General features: G+C 58.5%; 20 protein-coding genes. 14 read left to right on the top strand and 6 right to left on the bottom strand.

Features of this window, described 5'->3' with window-relative positions; translation table 11 throughout:
* The first annotated feature begins 123 nt into the window (after positions 1-123).
* From ACB042_RS03675 to ACB042_RS03625, 11 genes are all read left to right on the top strand, one after another.
* The gene (locus ACB042_RS03675) at positions 124-1,074 is read left to right on the top strand and encodes an AAA family ATPase (protein WP_371177815.1); all 951 of its coding nucleotides are present in this window, start codon (positions 124-126) and stop codon (positions 1,072-1,074) included.
* Positions 1,065-1,967 carry a DUF58 domain-containing protein gene (locus tag ACB042_RS03670; protein WP_371177814.1) on the top strand — a complete coding sequence of 301 codons (903 nt, stop codon included), beginning with the start codon at positions 1,065-1,067 and terminating at the stop codon, positions 1,965-1,967. Before ACB042_RS03675 ends, ACB042_RS03670 begins: the two co-directional genes overlap by 10 nt.
* On the top strand, positions 1,952-2,491 hold the full coding sequence (locus tag ACB042_RS03665; RefSeq protein ID WP_371177813.1) for a DUF4381 domain-containing protein: 540 nt from the start codon (positions 1,952-1,954) through the stop codon (positions 2,489-2,491). The genes ACB042_RS03670 and ACB042_RS03665 overlap by 16 nt, the downstream gene beginning before the upstream one ends.
* Positions 2,488-3,480, top strand: coding sequence for a VWA domain-containing protein (locus tag ACB042_RS03660; RefSeq protein WP_371177812.1), 993 nt, complete (start codon positions 2,488-2,490; stop codon positions 3,478-3,480). The genes ACB042_RS03665 and ACB042_RS03660 overlap by 4 nt, the downstream gene beginning before the upstream one ends.
* Positions 3,471-4,922 (top strand): VWA domain-containing protein, encoded by a 1,452-nt coding sequence (locus tag ACB042_RS03655; protein ID WP_371177811.1) that lies wholly within the window; start codon positions 3,471-3,473, stop codon positions 4,920-4,922. The genes ACB042_RS03660 and ACB042_RS03655 overlap by 10 nt, the downstream gene beginning before the upstream one ends.
* Before the next feature lie 20 nt (positions 4,923-4,942).
* On the top strand, positions 4,943-6,454 hold the full coding sequence (locus ACB042_RS03650) for a hypothetical protein (RefSeq protein WP_371177810.1): 1,512 nt from the start codon (positions 4,943-4,945) through the stop codon (positions 6,452-6,454).
* A gap of 13 nt (positions 6,455-6,467) precedes the next feature.
* Positions 6,468-7,067: a sigma-70 family RNA polymerase sigma factor gene (locus ACB042_RS03645; protein WP_005333245.1), complete on the top strand. Its 600-nt coding sequence runs from the start codon at positions 6,468-6,470 to the stop codon at positions 7,065-7,067.
* Positions 7,060-7,839 (top strand): DUF3379 domain-containing protein, encoded by a 780-nt coding sequence (locus ACB042_RS03640; protein ID WP_371177809.1) that lies wholly within the window; start codon positions 7,060-7,062, stop codon positions 7,837-7,839. The genes ACB042_RS03645 and ACB042_RS03640 overlap by 8 nt, the downstream gene beginning before the upstream one ends.
* Positions 7,840-8,241: 402 nt before the next feature.
* Entirely contained in the window at positions 8,242-9,528 is a 1,287-nt protein-coding gene (locus ACB042_RS03635; RefSeq protein ID WP_005360328.1) for an outer membrane protein transport protein, read from the top strand.
* Positions 9,529-9,780: 252 nt separating this feature from the next.
* A complete protein-coding gene (locus tag ACB042_RS03630) occupies positions 9,781-11,049 on the top strand; it encodes an OmpP1/FadL family transporter (RefSeq protein WP_139747200.1) in 1,269 nt (422 codons plus the stop codon).
* 115 nt (positions 11,050-11,164) lie between these two features.
* On the top strand, positions 11,165-12,388 hold the full coding sequence (locus ACB042_RS03625; protein ID WP_005333249.1) for an EAL and HDOD domain-containing protein: 1,224 nt from the start codon (positions 11,165-11,167) through the stop codon (positions 12,386-12,388).
* Here ACB042_RS03625 and ACB042_RS03620 read toward each other — a convergent pair.
* Entirely contained in the window at positions 12,385-13,560 is a 1,176-nt protein-coding gene (locus ACB042_RS03620; protein ID WP_371177808.1) for an acetyl-CoA C-acyltransferase, read from the bottom strand. The genes ACB042_RS03625 and ACB042_RS03620 overlap by 4 nt on opposite strands.
* A 122-nt stretch (positions 13,561-13,682) precedes the next feature.
* Here ACB042_RS03620 and ACB042_RS03615 point away from each other — a divergent pair, with 122 nt between their 5' ends.
* Entirely contained in the window at positions 13,683-14,075 is a 393-nt protein-coding gene (locus ACB042_RS03615; protein WP_005360322.1) for a MerR family DNA-binding transcriptional regulator, read from the top strand.
* A gap of 106 nt (positions 14,076-14,181) precedes the next feature.
* Here the strand turns inward: ACB042_RS03615 and rplY are convergent, their stop codons facing one another.
* From rplY to ACB042_RS03590, 5 genes are all read right to left on the bottom strand, one after another.
* The gene (gene rplY / locus ACB042_RS03610; RefSeq protein WP_005333252.1) at positions 14,182-14,469 is read right to left on the bottom strand and encodes a 50S ribosomal protein L25; all 288 of its coding nucleotides are present in this window, start codon (positions 14,467-14,469) and stop codon (positions 14,182-14,184) included.
* Between the two features lie 115 nt (positions 14,470-14,584).
* Positions 14,585-15,463, bottom strand: a complete 879-nt coding sequence (locus tag ACB042_RS03605) for a hypothetical protein (protein ID WP_371177807.1) — start codon at positions 15,461-15,463, stop codon at positions 14,585-14,587.
* Positions 15,464-15,558: 95 nt separating this feature from the next.
* On the bottom strand, positions 15,559-19,473 hold the full coding sequence (gene hrpA, locus ACB042_RS03600) for an ATP-dependent RNA helicase HrpA (protein ID WP_371177806.1): 3,915 nt from the start codon (positions 19,471-19,473) through the stop codon (positions 15,559-15,561).
* A 239-nt stretch (positions 19,474-19,712) separates the two neighbouring features.
* A complete protein-coding gene (locus ACB042_RS03595; RefSeq protein ID WP_021230185.1) occupies positions 19,713-20,135 on the bottom strand; it encodes a CBS domain-containing protein in 423 nt (140 codons plus the stop codon).
* Between the two features lie 120 nt (positions 20,136-20,255).
* Complete coding sequence (locus ACB042_RS03590; protein WP_103251966.1) at positions 20,256-21,533, bottom strand: HD domain-containing phosphohydrolase; 1,278 nt, start codon at positions 21,531-21,533, stop codon at positions 20,256-20,258.
* An 845-nt stretch (positions 21,534-22,378) separates the two neighbouring features.
* Between ACB042_RS03590 and ACB042_RS03585 the strand changes: the two genes are divergently transcribed.
* Positions 22,379-23,917, top strand: coding sequence for an arylsulfatase (locus ACB042_RS03585; RefSeq protein WP_235630079.1), 1,539 nt, complete (start codon positions 22,379-22,381; stop codon positions 23,915-23,917).
* A gap of 143 nt (positions 23,918-24,060) precedes the next feature.
* Positions 24,061-25,038: an AAA family ATPase gene (locus tag ACB042_RS03580; protein WP_371177805.1), complete on the top strand. Its 978-nt coding sequence runs from the start codon at positions 24,061-24,063 to the stop codon at positions 25,036-25,038.
* The last annotated feature ends 4 nt before the right edge of the window (positions 25,039-25,042 follow it).

Genomic DNA, 25,042 nt, shown 5'->3' with positions numbered 1-25,042 from the left:
CAATCACAAGTTTCATACAGCTGATTGAAACTAAATTAAGCGCGGCAAGGCCCCTTTGCTCGCCCTTGGGAAGCAACTGGAGTATAAAAAGATCAACTTCCATAAAAACAACGGGTTTATCGCATGGCAACGGCCGAGTTCAGAGCACTTAGGGACTATCTTGGCAGTCAGATCCTGGGGCAGGAGGAGCTAATAGAAGGGCTCCTGAATGCCCTGTTATGTGAAGGACATGTATTAATCGAAGGGGCACCCGGTCTTGCCAAAACCCGCGCCGTCAAGGCGCTCGCTGGCGCCGTCGAAGGGCGCTTTGCCCGTATCCAGTTTACTCCCGACCTGCTTCCCGCCGATCTCACTGGCAGCGAGGTGTTTCACCCGCAGGATGCCAGCTTTGTATTCCAGCCCGGCCCCCTGTTCAATCATCTGGTGCTGGCAGACGAGATCAACCGGGCGCCGGCCAAGGTACAATCTGCACTGCTGGAAGCCATGGCTGAACACCAGATCACTGTGGGTAAAAAGAGCTGGCGACTGCCGCCTCTCTTTATGGTCGTCGCCACCCAGAACCCCATCGAGCAGGAGGGAACCTATCCCCTGCCGGAGGCCCAGCTCGACCGCTTTCTGCTCAAGCTGATGGTGGATTACCCGAGCCCTACGATGGAGCTCGCCATCTTGCAGCTCAATGCCAGCGGGGAACAGCTTGGCGCGGCGCCAGTGACTCTGAGTCAGACCAACTTGCAACGTGCTCGCAGCGAAGTGCTGGCGGTGACCATGCAAAGCCGACTGGAGCACTATCTGGTGGAGCTGGTCTGCGCTACCCGCCCGGGCAGTGGTCTTTGCCCTGCCCTCGAACCGCTGATTGCCGTGGGGGCCAGCCCTCGGGCTACGCTGGGGCTGGCTCGCTCTGCCCGCGCCCGTGCCTGGCTTGCCGGACGTGACTATGTGCTGCCGGAAGATATCCAGCTGCAAGCCTATCCGGTGCTGCGCCACCGCCTTATACCCAGCTATCAGGCACTGGCCGACAATCTGGATAACGATATCCTGATCGCTCAACTGCTGGATCAGGTGCCATGCCCCTAGAACCCGGTCTGCATCCCGATATCGCCCTGTCGCTGCCACGGCTGCTCAATATCCGGCTATGGGCCAAGGCCAGGAAGCCACCTCACGCAGGCAGAAGCAGCAGCGAACGCGGCAAACCGGGCCGCTCTCCCGGACTCACGTTTCGGGAGCTGCGCGCCTATCAGGCTGGTGACGAGGTACGCCATATCGACTGGCGAGTGACGGCGCGCCTCGGTCGTCCCTATACCCGCCTCTATAGCGAGGAGCTCGATCAGGCGCACTGGCTGCTGCTCGATCTCTCTCCCGCTATGTATTTCGGCTCCACACGGCAGCTCAAGGCGCGTCTGGGGTGCGAGCTGGCAGCAGCCCTGATCTGGCAAGGGGAGAAGCAGCAAAACACCCTGATCTGCCACGGGCTTACCCCCCATCACCAGAGCCAGCGCGGCAGCGTGCTGCCTCTGCTCGAATCCCTCTGCCATCACTACCAGCAAGGGCTGGCACGTCGGCCCCTTTCTCACTCGCTGGCCGACACTTTGTCCGGCGTGAAGCTGCCTCACGGTGCCAAGCTGACGATCATCACCGATCACAGACCCTGCGAGTCGGCGCTCTGTCAGCAATTGCAGCTGCTCTCGCGGCGCCACGATATCCACTATTGGCAGATCCGCGACCCCCTCGAGGCAGCCCTTCCTCCTGACGGCCAGCTGCCAGTGGCCATCGATCGGCCAGGGCAACACTATCAGGGCTGGCTGGATGGGGGCCATGCCGGTTTCTCCCAGCGCTACCGGTATGCCGCCGAGCAGCAGCAGGCCCACGGCAAACAGTTGCTGTTGCCACTGGTGCAGCGCCTCTATCTGCTCGATAACAGCCAGACGCTGCAACAGCAGTGGCAGGAGGGGTTATGTCATCAGGGATGATCTCGCCCGCCGAACTCGACATTGCCGGTCCCGCCTCCGAGGCTATCACTCCGCCACTGGCCGCCCTGATGCGAGACATCCACCCGGGGCCGGATTTGATTGAACAGAGTCTTGACCCCAGAGTGCTGGCGCTATTGTGGCTCCTGATCGCCGGTTTTCTTCTGCGGCTGCTCGTCCTGATTGCCCGCAGGGTGATACGTTACCGCCGCTGGTGTCGCCAGCTGGAGGGGGATCCGGCGCTGCTGGTGGCGCAAATACAGGAGGCCCTACGTCATGAAGCGCTACAGCGCTGGCCCGAGGCGCGCCAACTGCAAGGTGAGGCGTGGCTCGCCTTCATCGATCGCCACGGCGGCAGCGATTTTAGCCAGTTCTCGTCTCACTGGAGCCGTTGGCTCTATGGCAGCCAGAACCCGACTCGCGAGCAGTGCGAACAGCTTCAGAAACATTATCGCCGTTGGGGTCAAACCCTCTTCTTCCAGCTCGCCCCCCGCTCGAGGCGTAAAACCGCGCGGAGGCATCCATGATCCTGGCCTGGCCCTGGTTTGCGCTGGCGCTGGTGCTGCCCTTGCTGGTGCGCTTCGGCTTGCCGCCCCTGCGCCGCGGCTATCTGGCTCACCCCGGGTTTGCGCTGCTGCGTCCTCAGGCCGGATTACCGCTCTGGCGCGCCATGCTGCTCTGGTGCGCCCTTATCCTCGCCCTCTGCCGCCCCCAGTGGTGGGGAGAACCGGTTATTCAATATGAAGGGAGTCGAGATCTGCTGCTGGCGGTGGATCTGTCAGACAGCATGCGTACCCCGGATATGCTCGACAATGGCGAGCAGCAAGCACGGCTAACGGCGGTGCGCCAGCAGATCAAGGCGCTGATCGCCAAACGGGCCGGAGACAGGGTGGGCCTCATCGTATTTGCCGATCACGCCTACCTGCTCTCTCCCCTCACTCAGGAGATCCCGGCACTGTTGACCTTGAGCGACGAGCTCGATTTTGATCTGGTCGGCCGAACCACCGCCCTTGGCGAAGCCATCCAGCTGGCACGCCAGCATGGGGATCCTGGTCGCCCCACCGCCCTGCTGCTGGTCACTGATGGCCGCAATACCGCAGGCAATGCCGACCCGCTGCAGGAGGCCAAACTCGCCGCAGCGCAGGGAATACGGATCTACACGCTGGGGGTCGGGGCCGATCCCGATACCTTTATCCAACCCTATGATGAGGCGGGCAGCGGTCAGGCCGACCCCAGCAGCGAACTGGACGAGCCGCTCCTGAAAGAGCTGGCAAAAACAGGACAGGGGCGTTACTTTCGGGCACGCACCCAAAGCGATCTCGATGCCATCAACACAACCCTCAATGCCCTTGAACCTGCCCCCATGCCGATTGCCCACTACCAGCCGGTGATCGAGCTCTACCCCTGGCCGTTGGCACTGCTTTGTGGCTTGCTGCTTCTGCCATCAGGGCACGGCAGACTGGAGTTCCGCATGGTGCGTAACTGGCTGGCACGAGGCACGCGCAGATGGAGCTGATCTTGCTCCGCCCTCTGTGGCTGATCGCACTCATACCCTGGCTCTGGCAAGGGTGGCGCCGTCGTCGTCAGCCCCCGCTGCTCGCACCTGCGATGCAGGCTTATCTGCTGCCAACCTCCCGTCCTCCGCGCCCCTGGCTCTGGCTGGCAACCCTGCCCGTGATTTTGGCCCTGAGCGGACCGGCACTGCGCGGTGAGCTGCAACAGCAACCTGCGGCGCCGCTCGATATCTGGCTGCTGGACTTGTCACGCTCGATGACCGCCACCGACCTCAAACCAGATCGGGCAACCCGGGTCAGATGGCAATTACAGCAGCTGCTGAGCCGCGCCAAGGGCGAACGCATTGCGCTGATCCTCTACGCGGGCGATGCTTACCTCGCCATGCCGCCAACCCGGGATCATCAGGCCCTTTCGCTGCTACTGCCCGACTTGCGCCCCGATATCATGCCGCTGCAGGGCAGCAACCCGGCACGGGCGGTGGAACTTGCCATGAAGCAGCTGGCCCCTGGAGAACATGCGCGTCTGCTGCTGATCACCGACGACCTCACCCGGAATCAGATCACCCAAATCGCCGCCCTGTGGCCCTGCCAGCAACGCCTTCTTTGCCGCGACACCCAGTCGGCACGCCTCGATATTCTACTTGCCAGCAGCGGTCAACCGGCCCCCATGCCCGCCATTCCTGCCAATGAGTTGGGGTTTGCCACCCGCATGCCCGCGCAGTTGCCCGCCCCCGATAGTCAGGCCATTGCCGCACTGGCCAATCGCCTCGGCGGTGAGCTGCAGTGGCTTGGCAGCGACATCCCCCGCTTTGCCCCTCTCCCCACCACGACCTCGGCCCTCACCCCAGCACCACTGGATCTTGGCCCATGGTTGCTGATCCCCTTGTTACCACTGGCCTTGCTGGCCAGAGTCGGGGCCCGGTTGATGATGGCGCTTATAGTGGGAGCTCAGCTGCTTGCGCCGCAAGACCTGCAAGCAACAGAGAGAGGAGACCTGCAAGTGATGCAGGCTTATCAAGAGGGGGATTTTCAGCGGGCCGCCCGCACCTTCAACGATCCAGTCTGGCGCGGCAACGCCTGGTATCGAGCCGGTGCCTATCCGCAAGCCATCGCAGCCTATCAGGAAGCGGCGAGTGCCACTGCCCACTACAACCGCGGTAATGCCCTACTGCAACTGGGGGAGTTTGCCGCAGCCAAAGAGGCCTATCTGGCCGCTCTGGCGCTTGAACCCGGCCATGAAGATGCGCTCTATAACCTCTCTCTGTTGCAAGGCGGAGCGGTGGCTGCACCCGATAGCAACAGCAGCAAGCAGCCCGAACCATCGGTAGCTCAGCAGGCGACGGCAATGCCCCTGCCACCCTCTCCCCCGGTGTTGCTGCTGGAGCAGCGACTGCGCAAAGAGGCGCTGCGCCGGGATCTGATCAAGGTGGAGGAGCCCTGGTGACGCGGGCAGGATGGGGGCTGTTGCTCGCACTCGCGAGTCAACTTTGCTGGGCCCTGCCCCCACGGGCAGAGCTGCTGCCGGGGGCCGACCCCAACGATTGGCTACTGATCATCGAAGCGGATGGCGAGCGCCAGAGCAACGAGCTGGAGATCTCCCCCCTACTGCGCCAATTTGCAGTGGGCAGAGTGACCATGAGCCGGGTCACCACCCCGGTACAACAACTGACTCGCTGGCAGATCCCGCTGCACCAGAGCGGTTCACCTGCAAATACCGAGGTGGTGATTGCCCCGCTCAAGCTGGGAAATGAGTTTACCCCCTCGCTCACCCTGCCATTGAGAGAGGCGAAAACTGCCTCGCTGCCGCACCCCGCAGCCCCCTCGCCCCTCGAGATGCAGGCCAGCCTTGAGCATCAGGGCCCACTCTATCCCGGCCAGCCGGTGATCTACCGGCTGACACTGTGGCTGCCCACCAGCATGCAAAACCCGGCGCTAAGCGAGCTTAGCTCTGCCCACTTCACCATCCGTCGCCTCGGTAGCGACGAGTGGATCGCCCCCGCTCAGGCTGGTCTACCCGGTCGGCTCACCCGCAGCTGGCTCGTTCAGGCAAAAGCGCCTGGGCTCTGGCACCTCGACTCGCCCCGCTTGCAGGGGCAGCTCACGCAGCAAGGGAACAAGCCGCAAAAACTCTCGGCCCGCGCGGCACCGCTAGAGGTGAGGGTCGACAAAGCCCCCGCCACGCCGGTGGCCACCCGGCTGACCCTGAGCCAGCGGCTTGAACCGGCCACCATGGGGGAAGTGGGTGAACCGCTGATCCGGATCCTCACCCTGACCATGGAGAATGGTGACAGCGGCCAGATACAGCTTGTCCCCCTGATGGCCCATCAACTGCCAAGCGGCATACAGGCACATCCCGATGGCGAGCAACAGCAGGAGCGTTACCGAGATGGCAAGCTGCTGTTTGAGCGACAGTGGCGCCAGACTCTGGTCGCGGAGCAGAGCGGTGACTACCAGCTTCCCCCCATTGATCTGCCCTGGTTTAATACCCAAAGCGGCCGGATTGAGCAGGCCAGCCTGCCTGCCATCACGCTGACGTTTCAGGCAACGACAAATCGGCAACCTGATCAGCAGACATCGCAGATGGTACTGCGAGAGAGCCTTTGGTGGGTCGTGCTGGCCATAACGCTGCGTGAACTATGGCGCCACTGGCCCCGCTGGCGCGCCTTCTATCAACTGCAACGTGCCCTTGCCCGACACCAGCCGGATGCCAGTCGCAAGGCACTGATCCGATGGGCGACCTTGCGCTGGCAGGTCTCCTATTATCAATTAGGCCAGTTGCCCGACGCTGGGCATAATCGGCTCGGCAACGCGCTCGCCGCACTCGAGCGAGCCTGTTTTGCACGACCCTCTTCTGGTCCGCCCATCGAGTGGCGCGCTCTGGCGCGTACCCTCAGGGCTGATGAAACCGCCGGTATTGCGTACCTGATTTACCTGCTGGCGCACGGGAGTTCCCGCTCCCGCCACCACGCCCCCTGACAAGGATTGCCCTATGGCACTGCTGTTTTTTAGAAAAAAACGTGCTCAGCAGCATATTGGTGGAAATGATCCGGCCACTTCGCCGGTCTCTGATCCCATGGCTGACAAACAAACCAAATTTGAAGCACTGGTTCATGCGCTGCATGGCGATCTCTACCGGTATGCCTACTGGCTGACCCGGGATCCCAACGTAGCGGAAGATCTGGTGCAAGAGACCTTCCTGCGTGCCTGGAAGGCTATCGACACCCTGCAGGATGACAAGGCGGCCAAAGGGTGGCTGATCACCATCCTCAGACGGGAAAACGCCCGCCGCTTTGAACGCAAACAGCTGGAGCTGGTTGATCTCGACGATCACCCTCAACCCCAGCACGATGCACTGCACAGCGAACAGGAGATGGAGAACGAGTGGTTGCACCGTCACATCGCCCGGTTGCCCGAGGAGTATCAGGAGCCACTGCTGCTGCAAGTCGTGGGAGGATTCAGTGGTGAGGAGATTGCCGAGATGCTCGGCCTCAACAAAAACACCGTCATGACCCGACTGTTTCGCGCCCGCAACCAGATCAAGGAGGCGATGGAGCAGAAGAACCAAGCAAGAGGACACGGACATGGATGAACTCGAATTTCGCCGCAACGCCATGATCCAGCCCAACGATAAACTGCCGGATTTTCTCAAAGCCGCAGAAGCAAGCCAGGCCAATCGGAACTATCTCGACGAGATGAAGCAGTTCGACAGAACTCTCAAGCACGCCATGCAGGTTGAGGTTCCCGCCGGACTGGCCGAGCGGATCCTGCTCAGGCAAGCCATGCTGCAAGACAGTGATGCGCCAGATGATATGCCGCCATCCCGACCCCTTGGCACGGCGCCAGTCAAGCTCCGGACATCGACATCCTGGCGCCAGATCGCCCTGGCTGCATCGGTCGCCTTCCTGCTGGGAATGAGCACCCGCTGGATCACGCTGCCAGAAACGGCTCCTGCGGCCCCCTCCCTCGCACAGGTAGCGATGGCTCATGTCTATGGCGAAGAACCCTTTATTGAAGGTGTCGATGAGCAGGTCAATCTGCATAACATCAATGCCAAGATGGAGAAGTATGGCGCCACCTTGAGCGGAATGGATGGGCTCAAGGTGACCTATGTCAATCACTGCTCGTTTTATCAGGGACCAGCCTTGCACATGGTGATCCAGGGAAAGATGGGGCCAGTCACCCTCTTTTTAGTGCCCAAACATGTTCCATTAACCCTGCAACAGGCCACCTTTGAAGATGGCACCCTCAAAGGGGAGATTGTCCAGCTCAAAGGCGCCAATATGGTACTGATTGGCGAGATGAAAGAGCCACTTGCCCCCGTTGCCAATGCTCTGCAGTCACGTCTGCAGTGGGACATTTAACATCGCCGGTTAACAACCTCAGAACCATCCTCAATAGCAGGCGGCGGTCACGAGCCGCAGCCTGTTCTCTCCCTGTTTACTCCCCTTTGTCACTCATTTGCCTCAAGATTTCGAAAAATTGACAAAATTATTTTTGTGACGGAGATCGGCAATCCAGGTCAATAATCCACCTTTAGACCCTGAAAATGATGAATTAAACAGCAGGTTAAAACAAATGATTAACACATCGATCACTTTTATGTATTCTGCTGTCACTGGTCTGATTTCTTACCTCCTACCAGATCCATAGAATCACGCCAGAATTGATTGGGAAGAAGCTGAAATAAAAACGGATTTTGTCGAGGTTTGCATTGAACGTGCAGCCAATATCGGCAAAAAAATCTGCCTACAAGAGAGAACACCATGACGACAACTATTTTCAAGAAGAGCCTGATTGCCGCCACCATCGCGCTGGCCACCGGTCAAGTCCATGCCGCGGCATTCCAGTTGAACGAGCACTCGGCCTCCGGTCTGGGTCGCGCCTATGCCGGTGAAGCAGCTATCGCCGACAACGCCTCCGTCCTGGCCCGTAACCCGGCGGCCATGACCACCTTCGACAAGATGGCAGTTTCTGTCTCCGGCACCTACATCAAACCGGATGTCGATGTGGATGGTGCTGTTTACGCTGGCGCGAACAAAATGGCTCCAGCCAGCGAAAGTGGAATTGCTCCGGCAGCCTTCGTTCCCGCCTCCTACTTTATTCAGCCGCTGAATGACCAGTGGGCTTGGGGTATTGGTATCTTCTCCAACTACGGTCTCTCCACCGAATACTCCAAAACCTTCCCGGCTGGTGCCGGTGCTGGTGATACCGAGTTGATGACCTTCAATATCAACCCGAACATTGCCTATCGTGTCAACGAACACTTCAGTGTCGGTGCTGGTATCAACGCCGTTTACGGTGCCGCCGAACTCAACCGCTATGCCGGTCTGCTGGGCCCGCTGAACCCACCTAGCCAAGGTGGCCCGCTGCCGACAGATACTCGTCTGGCTCACCTGAAAGGCGACACCTGGGGCTTTGGCTGGAACGTTGGTACCCTGTATGAAGTCAATGAAAACCATCGCTTTGCACTGACCTACCGTTCACAAGTCGATATGAGCTTTGACGGTGATTTCCAAGGTGCAAGCTCACTGAATCGCACCGTGGATGGCAACCTGAAGCTGGATCTGCCTGCACAAGCCGAGTTCGCTGGTTACCATCGCCTGAGCCCGCAGTTTGCTGTTCATTACTCTGTAAACTGGACTGACTGGAGCGCCTTCCAGGAGCTGAAAGCAACCAGCAGCCAATGTGCTGGCGGCGTATGTCTGCAAAAAGATGAGAAGTTCAAAGATTCTACTCGCTACTCCATCGGCGGTACCTGGTATATCAACCCGGCATGGGAAGCTCGCATGGGCTTTGCCTATGACAACACCCCGATCGAAGCTGACTACCGCAGCCTGAGCATTCCCGACTCAGACCGTATCTGGTACAGCGCCGGTGCCACCTACCATATCAACACCGATATGAGCGTTGACTTTGGTATGGCTTATCTGGACGGTAAAGAAGTTGACGTCAACGAAGGTCTGCGTAGCCACTCCGACAGCCTGCGTTGGAAAGGAACTTCCCACGGCAACGCCTTCCTGGCTTCTGCCCAGTTCAACATGAAGTTCTGATTATTGATAGAATGGAAAGAGCGCCGCCAGGCGCTCTTTTTTTGTCCGAAATAGCCAGTTCAGCGCACACATGTAGCACACACGTGTTTATTTTTCTTTTCTAATCAATCTATTAGAGTGCATCATCCCAGCATTTAATCTTGTTTTATCCAGATACTGGCCATTACCGTTGCCTTACTGGTCATACCATATAAAATCCTGCCTCCATTCATATGACCGATTGAACCTTCGGGTAACAGCAAGGATTTTGCCATGCATCCCATCATCAAACCGTCCGCCATCGCCCTGCTGGTGATCGCGGGTCAGACTCATGCCGCCGGGTTCCAGCTGGCTGAACAGTCCGCTACAGGCCTGGGACGCGCCTTTGCCGGTGAGGCCGCCATCGCGGATAACGCCAGTGTGCTCTCCCGCAATGCAGCAGCCATGACCCGCTTCGATCAGATGGCACTCTCTGGCGGAGTCATCTATGTCAGTCCTGACGTCAATATTGAAGGTAACACCCGCTTGCCGACCAAAGCCGGTATCGTCACCTCCGATGCCAGTGCACACGATATCGCCGCCGCAGCCTGGGTACCCAACGCCTATCTCATCATTCCACTCAACGAGCAGTGGCGACTCGGCTTCTCGGCAACCTCTTACTACGGTCTTGGCGTCAAGATGCCGGATAACTACAGCGCGGGACACTTTGGCAATGTCTCCGATATCAAGACCATGGATCTGGGTACCTCACTCGCCTATCGCATCAATGAGATGTGGTCAATTGGTGCCGGGATCTCTGCTATTCAGGGCGAAGGCGAAGTCGGTGGCACCTTCCCTTCTCGCAACCTGATCGCAAAACATTTGCAAGGAGATGGCTGGGCATGGGGCTGGAATGTCGGCACCTTGTTGGAGTTGTCCGAACAAACCCGAATTGGCCTATCCTACCGTCACGATGTCACTTTGACCCTCTCGGGAGATGCTATCGTGGGCCGACCCAATGCAGATGGCTCCGTTACCGAGATCAGAGATACCGGCAGTCTGGATCTGCCGTTGCCAGCGACGGCAGAGTTGGCGGCATTCCATCAGCTGACTGACAAGCTGGCTATCCACGGCAGCCTGAACTGGACCAACTGGAGCAAATTCGTTCAATTGGAAGCTGATCTCAACAATTTGCAGAACATGCACATCAAGGACGAGCACTGGGAAGATAGCTGGCGCTACGCCATCGGTATGACCTATCAGGTCACTCCCAAGTGGCAACTGCGCTCCGGTGTGGCCTATGACGCCAGCCCGGTGCCAGCCGATCGTCGTACCATCTCCATCCCGGATGCCGATCGGCTCTGGTACAGCCTGGGAATGGGGTATCAGTTCACGCCCAACCTGACCGTGGATCTGGGGCTGACCCTGATCGATGGCAAAAAGGTGGATGTCACTGAAAAAATGGAGCTGCAACCGGGTAATCCGATGACGACCTCCACCTTCCAGGGCACTTCCGAAGGGGATGCCTGGCTGGCTGGTGCACAATTGAGCTATCTCTTCTAAATTCCTTCCCTGCAAAAAACGCTATGCCAATTATTGCCTTACTCAATAAGGTGAACACTGGCATAGTGTTCTGCAACACCATAAAATCAACCCAGTACCTTTACTGGAGCAAGGCATGTATTCCTACGTAGCAAGACAGCCGATCCTCGACAGAGACCTCAAAACTCATGCCTATGAGCTGCTCTTTCGCGATAGTCTGAATAATGTCTTCCCGAGCATCTCCTCCCAACAGGCGACGTCACGCCTGGTGGTCGAACAGTTCCTGCAACAAAATATCGATCAGCTCTTGGGCGGCCGCCCCTGCTTTATCAACTTCCCCCACTCACTGCTGCTGGAGGGATTGGCAGAGTGCCTGCCGCCCGAAAAAGTGGTGATTGAGATCCTGGAAGATTCCCCACCGGATGATGCCCTGCTGGAAAAGGTGAAACAGCTGCACAAGCTGGGATATCAACTGGCACTCGATGACTTCACCATGTCACCGGATTGGGAGCGCTTCCTCCCCTTTATCCACATCATCAAGTTTGATCTTCGTGCCACCCCCCTGATGCAGATCAAAGTGTTTATCCAGCGGCATCAGACGCTGGGGCTCACCTATCTGGCGGAAAAAGTAGAGGACAAGGCGGAGTTCGAGCGGGTCAAACAGCTGGGGATCCAGCTGTTCCAGGGCTTTTTCTTCAGCAGACCCGAGATGGTCAAGCAAGCCACCATGGAGCCAGCGCAAGTCGTGGTGATGCAGTTACTCAACGTGGTCAACGAGGCAGAGCCTGATATCAACAAGATTGAGCAGCTACTCGGTCAGGATATCTCCCTCTCCCTCAAGCTGCTGCGCTATGTCAACCATCTCAAAGGTCACACCAACCCTATTTCGTCATTTCGCCAGGCTGCCATCTATCTGGGCAACACCCAGCTAAAGCGCTTTGTCTCGCTGGTAGCCGCGACCAGCGCCGGCAAGGGCAAGAGCGCCGAGCTCTACCAGATGTCAATGATCCGAGCCCGATTCTGTGAACTGCTGGCCCACGCCCACGCCCCGAGCCAGCAGGCACAACAGGCCTTTATCACTGGTCTCTTCTCCCTGCTGGATGTACTGATGGAGCAGCCGATGGACAAGCTGCTCGGCACTATCCCTCTTATCGACGATATTCGGCTGGCGCTGCTGGAGCGAAAAGGTAATCTCGGTTTCTACCTCGCGTTTTGTGAAGATTACGAGAGCGCCAACTGGTCACGGGTCACGGCCAGAACAGCCCGCCTGGGGCTGAGCGAGGATAAGGTGAGTCACCTCTATCTGGCCGCCACCACTTGGGTCACGGAACAACTGCTGGCGATGGAAGCCACTAATTAATTCGTCTCGTCATTCACCTCGACCGCGATAGCGGTCGCCTCCCCGCCCCCGATACAGAGCGCGGCCACGCCTCGCCGCAAAACCCGTTGCCGCAGCGCGGCGATCAGCGTCACCAGAATGCGCGCGCCACTCGCCCCCAGCGGATGACCAAGCGCACAGGCCCCACCATGCACATTAACCTTGTGATGAGGGATGCCGACCCCGCTCATGGCCAGCATGGTGACCATGGCGAAGGCCTCGTTGATCTCAAAGAGATCCACCTCTTCCACCGACCATGCCAGACTCGCCAGCAAGCGTGAAATGGCGCCAATGGGCGCAGAGGTAAATTCGGCGGGCAATGCCGCGTGGCTCTGATAACCGACGATCCGTGCCAGCACTGGTACCTGCCAGGCTTGCGCCGTGGCGCCATCCATCAATATCAGCGCCGCTGCACCGTCCGAGATGGAGCTCGAATTGGCCGCCGTAATAGTGCCTTCCTTGCCAAACGTAGGCTTCAGGGTCGGGATCTTCTCCGGTCTGCCCTTGCCGGGCTGCTCGTCTTCGGCCAGCAACAAGCGATCACCGCGATAGACACTTGCCAGCTCGGATGCAAACGCGCCGGCTTGCTGCGCATCGCGCGCACGCTGCAACGACGCAAGAGCAAACTCATCCATGGCACTGCGGGTCAAACCGGCCAGATCGGCGCTGCGCTGGGCATGTATCCCCATCAGCTGGCCATCATAGGCATCTTGCAAACCGTCGAGGAATAGGTGGTCCAGCACCTTTTGATGCCCCATCCGAAAGCCGCTGCGGGCATTATCCAGCAGATAGGGGGCACGGCTCATACTCTCCATCCCCCCCGCGACCACTACCCTGTTGTCACCAAGGCGGATGGTATCCGCCGCCAGCATCACTGCTTTCATGCCGGATCCGCACACCTTGTTGACCGTGGTAGCAGGCACACTATCTGGCAACCCTGCTTTCAACAACGCCTGCCGGGCTGGCGCTTGCCCCACGCCCGCCGCCAGCACATTGCCCATAAACACTTCATCGACCTGCTCCGGACTCAGCCCACTTTGCTGTAGTGCCGCCTCAATGGCACAGGCACCCAACTCAGGCGCAGTTACCTCTGCCAATGCCCCCTGAAACGCCCCCATCGGAGTCCGTTTTGCCGCCACAATTGCAATATCCATTTGCCTGCCTCTGTTTGTTACATGGCCATAACATAGGGGTTCTGACGCGATGGAACAAGAGTTGCAGTGCAGTTTACGTTTAGGTAAGGTGCAGACAGGATTTAGTTCGCCAAGAAGTCTGTATGAACAACAAGGATGAAGGACGGCGCTTCAGCATCAGTGAGCTGGCCCGGGAATTTGATATTACGACGCGCAGTATCCGTTTCTACGAGGATCAGGGGTTGCTCAATCCCGCCAGAGAGGGACAGACCCGCATTTACAGCAAGCAGGATCGGGTTCGCCTCAAGCTCACCCTGCGCGGCAAGCGGCTCGGATTCAGCCTCGCCGAGATCCGCGAGCTGTTTGATCTCTATGATGCCGACAAGAGCAGCCGCACCCAGTTACAGACCATGCTGGGACTGGTTGAGGAAAAACGGGAGACCCTGCAACAGCAGATGGAAGATATCAGGATGGTACTGCTGGAGCTTGATGCCGCCGAGCAGCGTTGCCAACAAGCCCTTAGCCAGCTGGGATAACCGCCTTGCTGGCTTATCTGGCAAGTCCCTTCAGCCTGATCACAAGATGCCAGATAGCAAAAAGCCACTCCTGAGAGTGGCTTTTCTTCAACCTGACGGTTCGCTATTAAACGCGAACGAAGTCCAGGTGGATCAGCTTGTAACGTACCGGGTGACGCTGAATAGCTTTCACTTTTACGTTAACTTCTTCACCGTTGATAACCAGAGTCAGTACAGACTCATAGAATTCCGGCTTCTCTTGAGCCAGGATCATTTTCTTGTGGTCAACAGTGATGGACAGGGCTTCTTTGCCTGCACCGTAAACGATGGCAGGAACTTGGTCAGCTTGACGCAGGCGGCGGCTCGCACCTTTCCCCAGGTCAGAACGGACTTCAGCTTGGAATACGAAAGACATAGTATGTTCTCTTTTGGATGAATTTATGGTGCTAACTGCGACCGGTCAGCACCTCGCAAAACGAGCGCGAATACTACCACGGGCCAAACTCTGATACAAGGTACCGACTCTGCATTTAGCGCCCCTGCTCCAACCGGGCGAATTGCTGCTGACGCTGAGCCGGGCTCAGGGCATCAAACCGCGCCAGGGTCTCGGCGCGCGGGCAGTAGAGACCCTCCCCCGTTCTGACTCGAATGCTCTTGCCAAGCCGCTGCTGGTTCTCTGCCACCAGCGCCAGCAAATAGCTGTAGGTATCTGCTCCCTGGGCGCTGGATAACTGATTCGCTATACGCCACAGGGTCTCCCCTGCTGCGACCTGATGACACACAGTTTGTGGACCGCCGGCCGCAGGAGCCGAGAGGGTAAGCATGACGTCAATGCCTGCGGATAAGCTAGCCGTGTGGCTGGCGAGCGCCATATCGGTGCTCGCTACTCCCTCATATCCTTGGGCACCACTCATCCCCGCAGTGCGAAAGGTCACCCCCAGCTGAACCAGTAGAGGTTCGTTCTCGGCGGGGTCGGTGAGCATATCAACACCACCGAACGCGTCTTGGGGTGTACGGAACTCGGCGATAAAGGGCGCGACAGGTTGCGCGTGATAATCAGGGGAACCACTCCCCTGCTGCACGATTGCAGCGACCTGGCCGGGGGCGACCCCGTAAGCCATCTCGTCGATACGCCGCAGCCTTGCCAGATAGGTTTTGGAGAGCTGCGCCTCCCCCTCGAACAGGTCGAAGGGGGGCACCAACCGGGCAGGAAAGAGGATCTGCCAGCGACCGTGCTTTTGCTTTTGGGCCAGCGGCGGAAACTGATTGCCACGCCAGGCCACAAACATCGCAGGCGGCGTGCGCGCCAGCGGGTAATATTCCGGGTTCAACTGCACCCAGGTTTGTTCCGCGATGGGTTGATAACCGCTGATCACCACCTGCGCCACACTCAACCAGATCCCCAGCATCCTTGCCTCCCTGACTTGCGGTTTGAAGGGGCTACCTGACCGGCAACCCCTTCTCAGCACCCGCTATCATGCTGTTAAAACAGTTAGATAGCAGCTTAGCACTGAGCGATGGCGTTAAGCACCCGTTTATCGGAGACCGGATAAGGGGTCCCCAGATTCTGGGCAAAGAACGACACCCGCAGCTCCTCAATCATCCAGCGGATATTGGCCACCTCGGTGGGAACAAGCTGGGATTTGGGGATCTTGGCCAGCAGCGCCTTGTACTCCGACTCCACACTGTGCACCTTGAGCATGTAGACCCGATCCCGGTTGGGATCGATGGCCAGCTTCTCCAGGCGACGCTCGATGGCCCGCAGATAGCGCAGCAAATCAGGCAACCGCTGCCAGCCGGTCTCGGTGACAAAGCCCTTGTGGATAAGGTTGCCCAACTGCTGCTGGATATCGGACATGGCAAAGGCGGTATCGAGCTGCATCTTGCCCTTGAGCCGCTTCTTGATCTCATGGGACAACGTCAGCACAGCCTCCACCTGCTTAGCCACCTCCACTACCGCATCATTGAGCTCGGCGCGGACAAACTCCTTGAGCGCCTCGAAACCGGCCTCGTCCCAGGCCAGCCCGCCATGCTGCTCGATCAGTTTGTCGCAGCCGCAGGCGATACAGTCATCAATCAGCTCCGCCACCTTGCCAAACGGGTTGAAATAGAGCCCGAGCTTGGCCTTGTTGGGCAGCTTCTCCTGCAGATACTTGATGGGAGATGGCACGTTGAGCAGCACCAGCCGGCGCTGACCGGCCCACATCAGCTGCTGCTGCACCACAGGGCTCTCCACCAGCTGAATAGCAACCGAGTCCTTCTCGTCCACCAACGCCGGATAGGCTTTCACCTCGAAGCCGCCGCGCTTCTGGCTGTACTCCTGGGGCAGCTCGCCAAAGCTCCACAGGGTGAGACCGGACTGCTCGATGTCATCATCCGCCACTTGCGACAGGGTCTCCTGCACCTTGCCACGCAGCGACTCTTTCAAGGCTTCCAGATCTTTCCCTTCAGCCACCTTCTTGTGCTTGTCGTCCACCACCCGGAAGGTGAGTTTCAGGTGGTCGGGCACCGCATTCCAGTCCCAGGATTCGCGAGGTACGGTGACGCCGGTCATGCGGCGCAGTTGACGCTCCATCTCGTCCAAGAGCGGCCCCTGCTCGGGGTTGATGCTGGCAAGCAGCGCATCGGCATAGTTCGGCGCCGGCACAAAGTTCTTGCGCATCGGCTTGGGCATCGACTTGATAAGGGCCACTAACAGCTCGTGGCGCAGCCCCGGGATCAGCCACTCGAACCCCTTCACCTCCACCTGATTCAGGAGCGGCAGCGGAATATGCAGGGTCACGCCATCGGCGGCCTCCCCCGGCTCGAACTGATAGGTCAGCTTGAGCTTGAGGCGCCCCTGCTGCCAGAAGTTGGGGTAGTCGAGATCGCTGATGTGGGCCGCATCCCCCTTCATCAGCATCTCTTTCTCGAAGTTGAGCAGCTCGGGATCCCGCTTTTGCGCCTCTTTCCACCACTTGTCGAAGTGACGGGCAGAGATCACCTCCTCCGGCAAACGGGCATCGTAGAAGCGGAACAGATCCTCGTCATCCACCAGAATGTCGCGCCGACGGGATTTGTGCTCCAGCGCCTCCACCTCGGCCAGGAGCTTGCGATTGTCGCTGAAGAAACGGTGGCGGGTCTCGAAATCCCCCTCCACCAGGGCGCGGCGGATAAAGAGCTCGCGGCACAGCGCCGGATCGATACGGCTGAAGTTGATGGTGCGCTCGTTGACCAGTGTCAGGCCATACAGCGTCACCTTCTCCTTGGCCATCACGGCACCATTTTTCTTCGACCAATGAGGGTCGCTGTGGTGCAGCTTGATGAGGTGGCCCGCCAGCGGCTCCACCCACTCGGGTTCAATCTTGGCGTTGATGCGAGCGTAGAGACGCGAGGTCTCAACCAATTCTGCGGCCATCACCCACTTGGGCGGCTTCTTGAACAAACCCGAGGCCGGGAAGAGGTGGAAACGGCCGTTGCGGGCCCCCAGAAACTCCGGCTTCTCCAGATCCTTGTTGCCGATATGGCTCAAGAGGCCTGTCAAGAGCGCACAGTGCACCGTCTTGAAATCTGCAGGTTCATGGTTGGCTTTAAAACCGAGCTCCTTGACCGTCTGACGCAGCTGGAAATGGATGTCCTGCCATTCGCGCACCCGCAAGTAGGAGAGAAACTCCTTCTGGCACATGCGGCGGAACGGGTTGCTGCCAAGGGCATCCTGCTGCTCTTTCAGGTAGTTCCACAGATTGACGAAGGCGAGGAAGTCGGAATCCTTGTCCTCAAAGCGCCTGTGCTGTTCGTCGGCGGCCTGCTTCTTCTCCATGGGCCGCTCGCGGGGATCCTGAATGCTGAGGGCGGCGGTGATCACCATCACCTCGCTCAGGCAGCCGGTCTGCGCCGCGCTGATCACCATCTTCGCCAGACGCGGATCAAGTGGGATGCGCGAGAGCTGGCGACCGATCTCGGTCAGTTGCAGTTTGGCCTCGCGATCGCCGGTGGCGGGAGGCTCGCGCACCGCCTCCAGCTCTTTCAGGAGGGTCAGGCCATCCTTGATATGGCGCGACTCTGGTGGCTCGACGAAGGGAAACGCCTCCATATTGCCAAGGCCGAGCGCCAGCATCTGCAGGATGACGGAGGCCAGGTTGGTGCGCAGGATCTCGGGGTCGGTGAAGGCAGGGCGGCTGTTAAAATCCTCCTCCGAGTAGAGGCGGATACAGATGCCGTCCGCCACCCGACCGCAACGCCCTTTACGCTGGTTGGCACTGGCCTGGGAGACCGGCTCGATGGGCAGGCGCTGCACCTTGGTGCGCCAGGAGTAGCGACTGATGCGGGCGGTGCCCGGGTCAATGACGTAACGAATGCCCGGCACCGTCAGCGATGTCTCCGCCACGTTGGTGGCTAGCACGATACGCCGTCCGGCATGTTGCTGAAACACCTTGTTCTGCTCGGCGTTGGAGAGACGGGCGTAGAGCGGCAACACCTCGGTATCGCGCAGATTGAGCTTGCGCAAGGCATCGGCGGTATCGCGTATCTCCCGCTCGCCGTTCATGAAGATAAGGATGTCCCCGAGCCCCTCGCGGGCCAGCTCTTCCACCGCGTCGAAGATCCCCTGCAGTTCGTCGCGCTCCTCCAGCCCCTCGCTCTTGTCACTGCTTTTTTTATCAACAAACAGTGGGCGGTAGCGCACCTCCACCGGATAGGTACGGCCGGAGACCTCGATCACCGGCGCCTTGTTGAAATGGCGGGAGAAACGTTGCGGGTCGATGGTGGCCGAGGTGATGATCACCTTGAGATCGGGGCGCTTGGGCAGCAGTTGCTTTAGATAGCCCAGTATGAAGTCGATATTGAGGCTGCGCTCGTGGGCCTCATCGATGATGATGGTGTCGTACTGGGTCAGCATCCGGTCATTCTGGATCTCCGCCAGCAGGATACCGTCGGTCATCAGCTTGATGTGGGTCTGCTCGCTCACCTGATCGGTAAAGCGCACCTTGTAACCCACATAGTGGCCAAGCTCGGACTCCATCTCCTCGGCAATACGGGCCGCGACGGTGCGGGCTGCCAAACGGCGTGGCTGGGTGTGGCCGATAAAGCCCTTCACCCCGCGCCCGAGCGCCAGACAGATCTTGGGGATCTGGGTGGTTTTGCCCGAGCCTGTTTCCCCTGCAATGATCACCACTTGATGTTCTTGAATGGCCTTGGCGATCTCAGCCTGCTTCTGGCTGACCGGCAGGTTGTCCGGATAGGTGACCTTGGGCACACCGGCCAGACGGGTTTGATAGCGCGCTTGCGCGGCATCCAGATCGGCAGCGATGGTCTCCAGCACGGCGGCCTGTTTGCCTTCAGGCAGCTTCTTGACCCCGTGCAGACGGCTGGAAAGGCGGCGGGCGTCGAGGTTCATGCAGGCAGAGAGACGGCGGCGCAGCGCCTCGATAGAGAGAGACAAGGTACGAATTCCTTAAATAGGTGCCCAAAGGGGCCATATCGATTAGCTGCGAGCGATCCTAAAGAGCGAGCGGGAACGGTGCAAGCCTTAACGTAGCGTTATCTATGGGAAGACAGAGAGATTGGCCGATCATCAAACATGACAAAACAACCATTGTAAGATGGCATAACATGAATAAATCGCAGCATATGAATAGCCAAGGCAAGCCGAAGCTTGCCTTGGGAGAGAGGAAAACAGGGTTAACCGTGGGAGTGATGGACAAAACAGGTGGTGAGCTGGGCGTGAATGGCCTGCATGACATTGTGGCGATTGATGACACCGAGCAGGCGTCCCTCCTCAACCACCGGATAGATCTTCGGCTTTTGTCCCATCATCATCTCCGCCAGGCTCAAAATGCTGGTATCGGGTCCCACCGACAACACCTCCTTGCGCATCACATCCTTGACCTGCGCCACCTGTTCGCAGTGATAGGCTTCCTTAAGCAGCACTGCGATGCAATCCTGCTCGGAGATCCAGCCAATCAGATGGCCCTGGCCATCCACCACCGGGCCACCGAGCTGATGACTGTTCAGAAATTTCTCGACCGCAGCTTGCACCATCATGTCGGCAGTGAAGGTGATGGGTCTGCTCTGCATATAATCCTTGGCTTTTAGCGATTCCATATCTGCTCCCCTACGGTAGTCCATCAAGCTGGCGTCTTGTGCGCCGGTACCGGCACCATGCTCGGCTTGTTCCAAGCATAGCTGGCTCACGGCAGTATGAGTCAGCGGCCAGCTTCTCCCTCAATTGATGGCATGATCCGGCTCGCGATCCGGAATGGCTGCCATCATCATCTGCGGCAGGTGATCGGCCAGCACCGCCACCACCGCAGGATCGACCCGCCCCTGATCCGCCAGTTGCTGCATAAAGGTCAATGCGTCACGGGCAGGCAGGCCGCGGCGATAAGGTCTGTCCTGCACCATTGCCTGAAAAATATCAGCGACCCGCAGGATCCGCGCTTCGAGCGCCATGGCGGATGCCGGCAGGTGGAACGGATAGCCCTCCCCATCAGGCTCCTCATGGTGATAGGCCGCCCAACAGGCAATCTCCTCAAACCCTTCGATATGACGCAGGATCTGGTAAGTCTCGAAGCTGTGGGTATTGATGATGGCCCGCTCCTCCTTCGTCAGGCTGGCAGGCTTGTCGAGGATCTCGTCCGGCACCCTGAGCTTGCCCAGATCATGCAGCAAACCGGCGATCTCCAACATGTCACAATGTATGGCACTGACTCCCATCTGCTCGGCCAATGCACGAGACAACCTGCTCACACCGAGCGAATGCGTCATCGTGAATGGGCTTTTGGCGTCGACAATGCCAGAGAAGATCTGCGCCAGCGCTTTTAGCTCCCCGTTGAAAGTCAAGCAAGGCTCCCGCACCTGCAGCATCTCCAGCATGTAATCATTGATGGAGCGAGCCTCCAGCTGCAGCCAAAATGCCTCAGAGCGAGACGCCTTGAGGAAGGCATCCACCAGCTCGGGGGCAAAGAACTCGTCCCGGAAATCCCGCAGGCGTGCGCGGATCTCGTTGGTATGCATCAACAATGAACCATCGCCATAGTAGGGCGCCGCCAACGCATCGCAGCGATCCACCAGAAAGATAAGGTTGGCCTGACGGGCCACATTGGGGTCCACATCGGCCATCTCGCGCAGCAGGTGCCAGTGGGTGTGGTGATAACGGATAGGCAGGGCCAACGGGGCCAGCAAACGGAAATCCTTGAGCAGCTGATATCCCACCTCGCAGTGGCGCTGGGAGGACTCCCAATCGAACTCGCTGACCAGATGGTGATGGGTGATGGTCGAGGAGACACCGATATCATGCAGCACCCCCAACTCGAACAGCAGACAGCGTTCGGCCTCACTCATCCCCAGCTCCCGACTGCACTCGGCAGCCATAATCCCGACCCGTTTACCGTGGGCCACATCGCCAATGCCCACCAGATCCAGCGAGGCTGACAGGGCATACACCACCTGCCTTAGATCCACTTGCAATGAAAAGGGGGCTGCGCCCTGCGCTCTGTCCATGATCCTGGTCCCATGCGATGTTGTCGTATCAAACTGGCGCTGTTTTATGCTTCGCCTTCTATCAACTTAGTCAATAGCCGAGCCTTTTACCTTGTTTTTATAGGCATTTATGAACCTGCGCCCCTTGAAAAGACAAAGATCACAGCTGGATTTATTTGGCCACTCCCATTCAAGTCATATTTATCCGTTCAAAAATATGCGGGCAGACTTTTTAAATCTCGCGTAGAGATTGTGAGCAGTTTTAAAAACTCATATCTAAGCGAAACAATCAACACCCCAACTTTACTTAATTATGACTTAATCAGAATTAAAGAGTGCTCGGTTTGCCAGTAATAATTTTGAATAAAGGCACACCACAACGCCCATAACTACCACCATCCCAAAATTAATTAACCGAACTGTGAACTCCATCACCCATTTATTCGCCTTGTCGCCATCGATAACGGTAGACACCTCACGCTTTCTGGACACAGCTTCCCATGCTCGCTCCAGCCCACCCGATAGCCTGCGACCGAAGGGTTGGAGAAAAAATAACGGATAACCAGCGGTTATATTCGCTATAAGGCGACAGGGATAAACGGGATTTATAGAGTGAAACTGTTGAAAGCTGATTTCCAAGCTGCGGTTAACTCGGGCTATTCAGGTCATATCACTCTTTGCAGGTCATAACGACAGCGATAAAGGGGAATGTGCCCATCCGGGTATTCCATCCCCTCCAACAGCCTGCACGGGATGATATTTCCACCGCGTTAAACGCACGCTGCTTTCATCGCCCATTTTGTGTACCAATTCACATCAGATTAGGAGTGGAGCCAATAATGGCCATTCAAATAAACAAAATAGCCATGAGCCTTGCCTTAATGGCCACCGCTGGTAGTGCCACAGCAGCCGCCAAGCCCAATATTCTTGCCATCATGGGCGATGACATCGGCTACTGGAACATCAGTGCCTACAACCAGGGGATGATGGGCTACCAGACCCCGAACCTGGACAGGATCGCCAATGAAGGGGCCCTCTTTACCGATCACTACGGTCAGCAATCCTGCACCGCCGGCCGTGCCGCCTTCATTACCGGTGAAGAGCCATTCCGTACCGGTCTGCTGACCATCGGCATGCCCGGATCCACCCACGGCATTCCGGATTGGGCACCCACCATCGGTGATCTGCTCAAAGAACAGGGTTACATGACGGCTCAGTTCGGCAAGAACCATTTGGGCGATCAGAACCAGCATCTACCGACCAAGCACGGTTTCGACGAGTTCTTCGGTAACCTCTATCACCTGAACGCGGAAGAGGAACCGGAAACCTACTACTACCCGAAAGATCCGGAGTTCAAGAAGAAGTTCGGCCCACGCGGCGTCATCAAATCTTCTGCCGACGGCAAGATTGAAGATACCGGCCCCATGACTCGCAAGCGCATGGAGCATGCTGACGAAGAGTTCCTCGAGTCCTCGCTGGCGTTCATGGAGAAAGCAGTCAAGGCCAAGAAGCCCTTCTTCATCTGGCACAACGCCACCCGCATGCACGTCTGGACCCGTTTGCAAGAGAAGTACCAGGGTAAATCCGGCGTCAGCATCTATGCCGACGGCATGCTGGAGCACGATGATCAGGTGGGGATCCTGCTCGACAAACTGGACGCGCTGGGGGTCGCCGACAACACCATCGTGATCTACACCACTGACAACGGCGCCGAGACCGTCAGCTGGCCGGATGGCGGCACCACCCCATTCTACGGCGAAAAAGGCACCACATGGGAGGGCGGGATGCGGGTTCCGCAACTAGTTCGCTGGCCGGGCGTGATCAAGCCAGGCACCAAGGTCAACGCCATGATGGCCCATCAGGACTGGATGCCGACCCTGTTGGCCGCAGCCGGTGTACCGGATGTGAAAGAGAAGCTGGCCAAGGGCTACAAGGCCAACGGCAAACAGTGGCGGGTGAAACTGGACGGTTACAACTTCATGCCGTACCTCGCCGGAAAAGCCGACACCTCCCCACGCAACTCCATGCTCTACTTCTCCTCAAACGGCGAACTCAACGCCGTGCGCTGGAATGACTTCAAGCTTAACTTTGCCACCATGGAGGGCAACATCACCGACGCGGCGCGTGTGACTCCGAACTGGCCGCAGATCATCAACCTGCGTGCAGATCCGTTCGAGAAGGCACCGCATGAGTCAGGCATGTATCTGCGCTGGATGGCAGACAACATGTGGCTGTTCGTACCTGCGCAGGGGATCCTGAAAGAGTTCTTCGACACTCTGCCCAACTACCCGATGCAGCAGAGCTTCCAGATGAACCCGGCCAGCATTAGCTCCCAGAGCCTGATGCTCAAGGGCAAACTGGCAGAGCTGGACGCACTCAAACAAAAAGTCGCCACCATCAAGTAAGGCGGTGACTCCAACGCCCATCACTCTCTGGTGGGCGTTTTCAATTTCCAGCCGGACGCCCCGTGCCGGCTGGAAATTGAAAACCCGTTGGCCCCCTTCTAGCCCTATCTCTGTCTCGTTAAATGTACCCTGTGGAAAACCCTATGAACTCCTTGCAACAACAGATCTCGCAACTTATCGAACAGGTTGGTCACAGTGTGGTCGGCCAGTCCCATGTGATCCGCGCCCTGGTCATCGGCCTGCTGACCAATAGCCACGTGCTCCTTGAAGGTTTGCCCGGCACCGCCAAGACCCGCTCGGTCAAGACACTGGCAGAAGCCCTCAATACCAGCTTCGGCCGCATTCAGTTCACCCCCGATCTGCTCCCCTCGGATGTAACCGGCACCGAGATGTATCAGGAGCGTGACGGAGCCCACCAGTTGCGTTTCCAGCCAGGCCCCATCTTCAACAGCATCGTACTGGCCGATGAAGTGAACCGCGCCCCCGCCAAGGTACAAGCGGCGCTGCTGGAGGCGATGGCCGAAGGCACCGTTACCGTCGGTGACAAGAGCCATCGCCTGCCCGCGCTCTTTATGGTACTGGCCACCCAGAACCCCATCGAGCAGGAGGGTACCTACCCGCTGCCAGAAGCCCAGATGGACCGTTTTGCCCTCAAGGTCTCGGTCGCCTACCCCGATGATGAGGCAGAGCTTGCCATCATTCGGCTGGTGCGGGCCGAAGAGCGCGGTACCCGCCAGCAGAACGAGGGGTTCGCCCCCCTCCCTCCTGAGCTCATCTTGCAGGCCAGATCAGAGCTCTCGGCCATGACGGTCTCACCGCTGGTGGAGCACTACATCATTGCGCTGGTCATGGCGACCCGACACCCCGATCGCTACCCAGCCACCGGGCTGCCACAGTGGATTGCGGTCGGCGCCAGTCCCCGCGCATCCATTGCTCTGGACAAGTGCGCACGCGCCTATGCCTGGCTGCAAGGGCGCAACCACGTGCTGCCCGACGATGTGCGCGCCATGGTGCCCAGCGTGCTTGGTCACCGCTTTACCCTCAGCTATGACGCGCTGGCAGATGGGGTGGATCACCAGCAGGTGGTGATGACTCTGCTCGATCACGTCGTCATCGGGTAAGCGA

Source organism: Aeromonas sp. S13(2024) (genome assembly GCF_041402405.1).
Taxonomy (GTDB): Bacteria; Pseudomonadota; Gammaproteobacteria; order Enterobacterales; family Aeromonadaceae; genus Aeromonas; species Aeromonas veronii.
The sequence above is the reverse complement of the archived record's forward strand: the minus strand, read 5'-3'. Positions and strand labels throughout refer to the sequence as shown.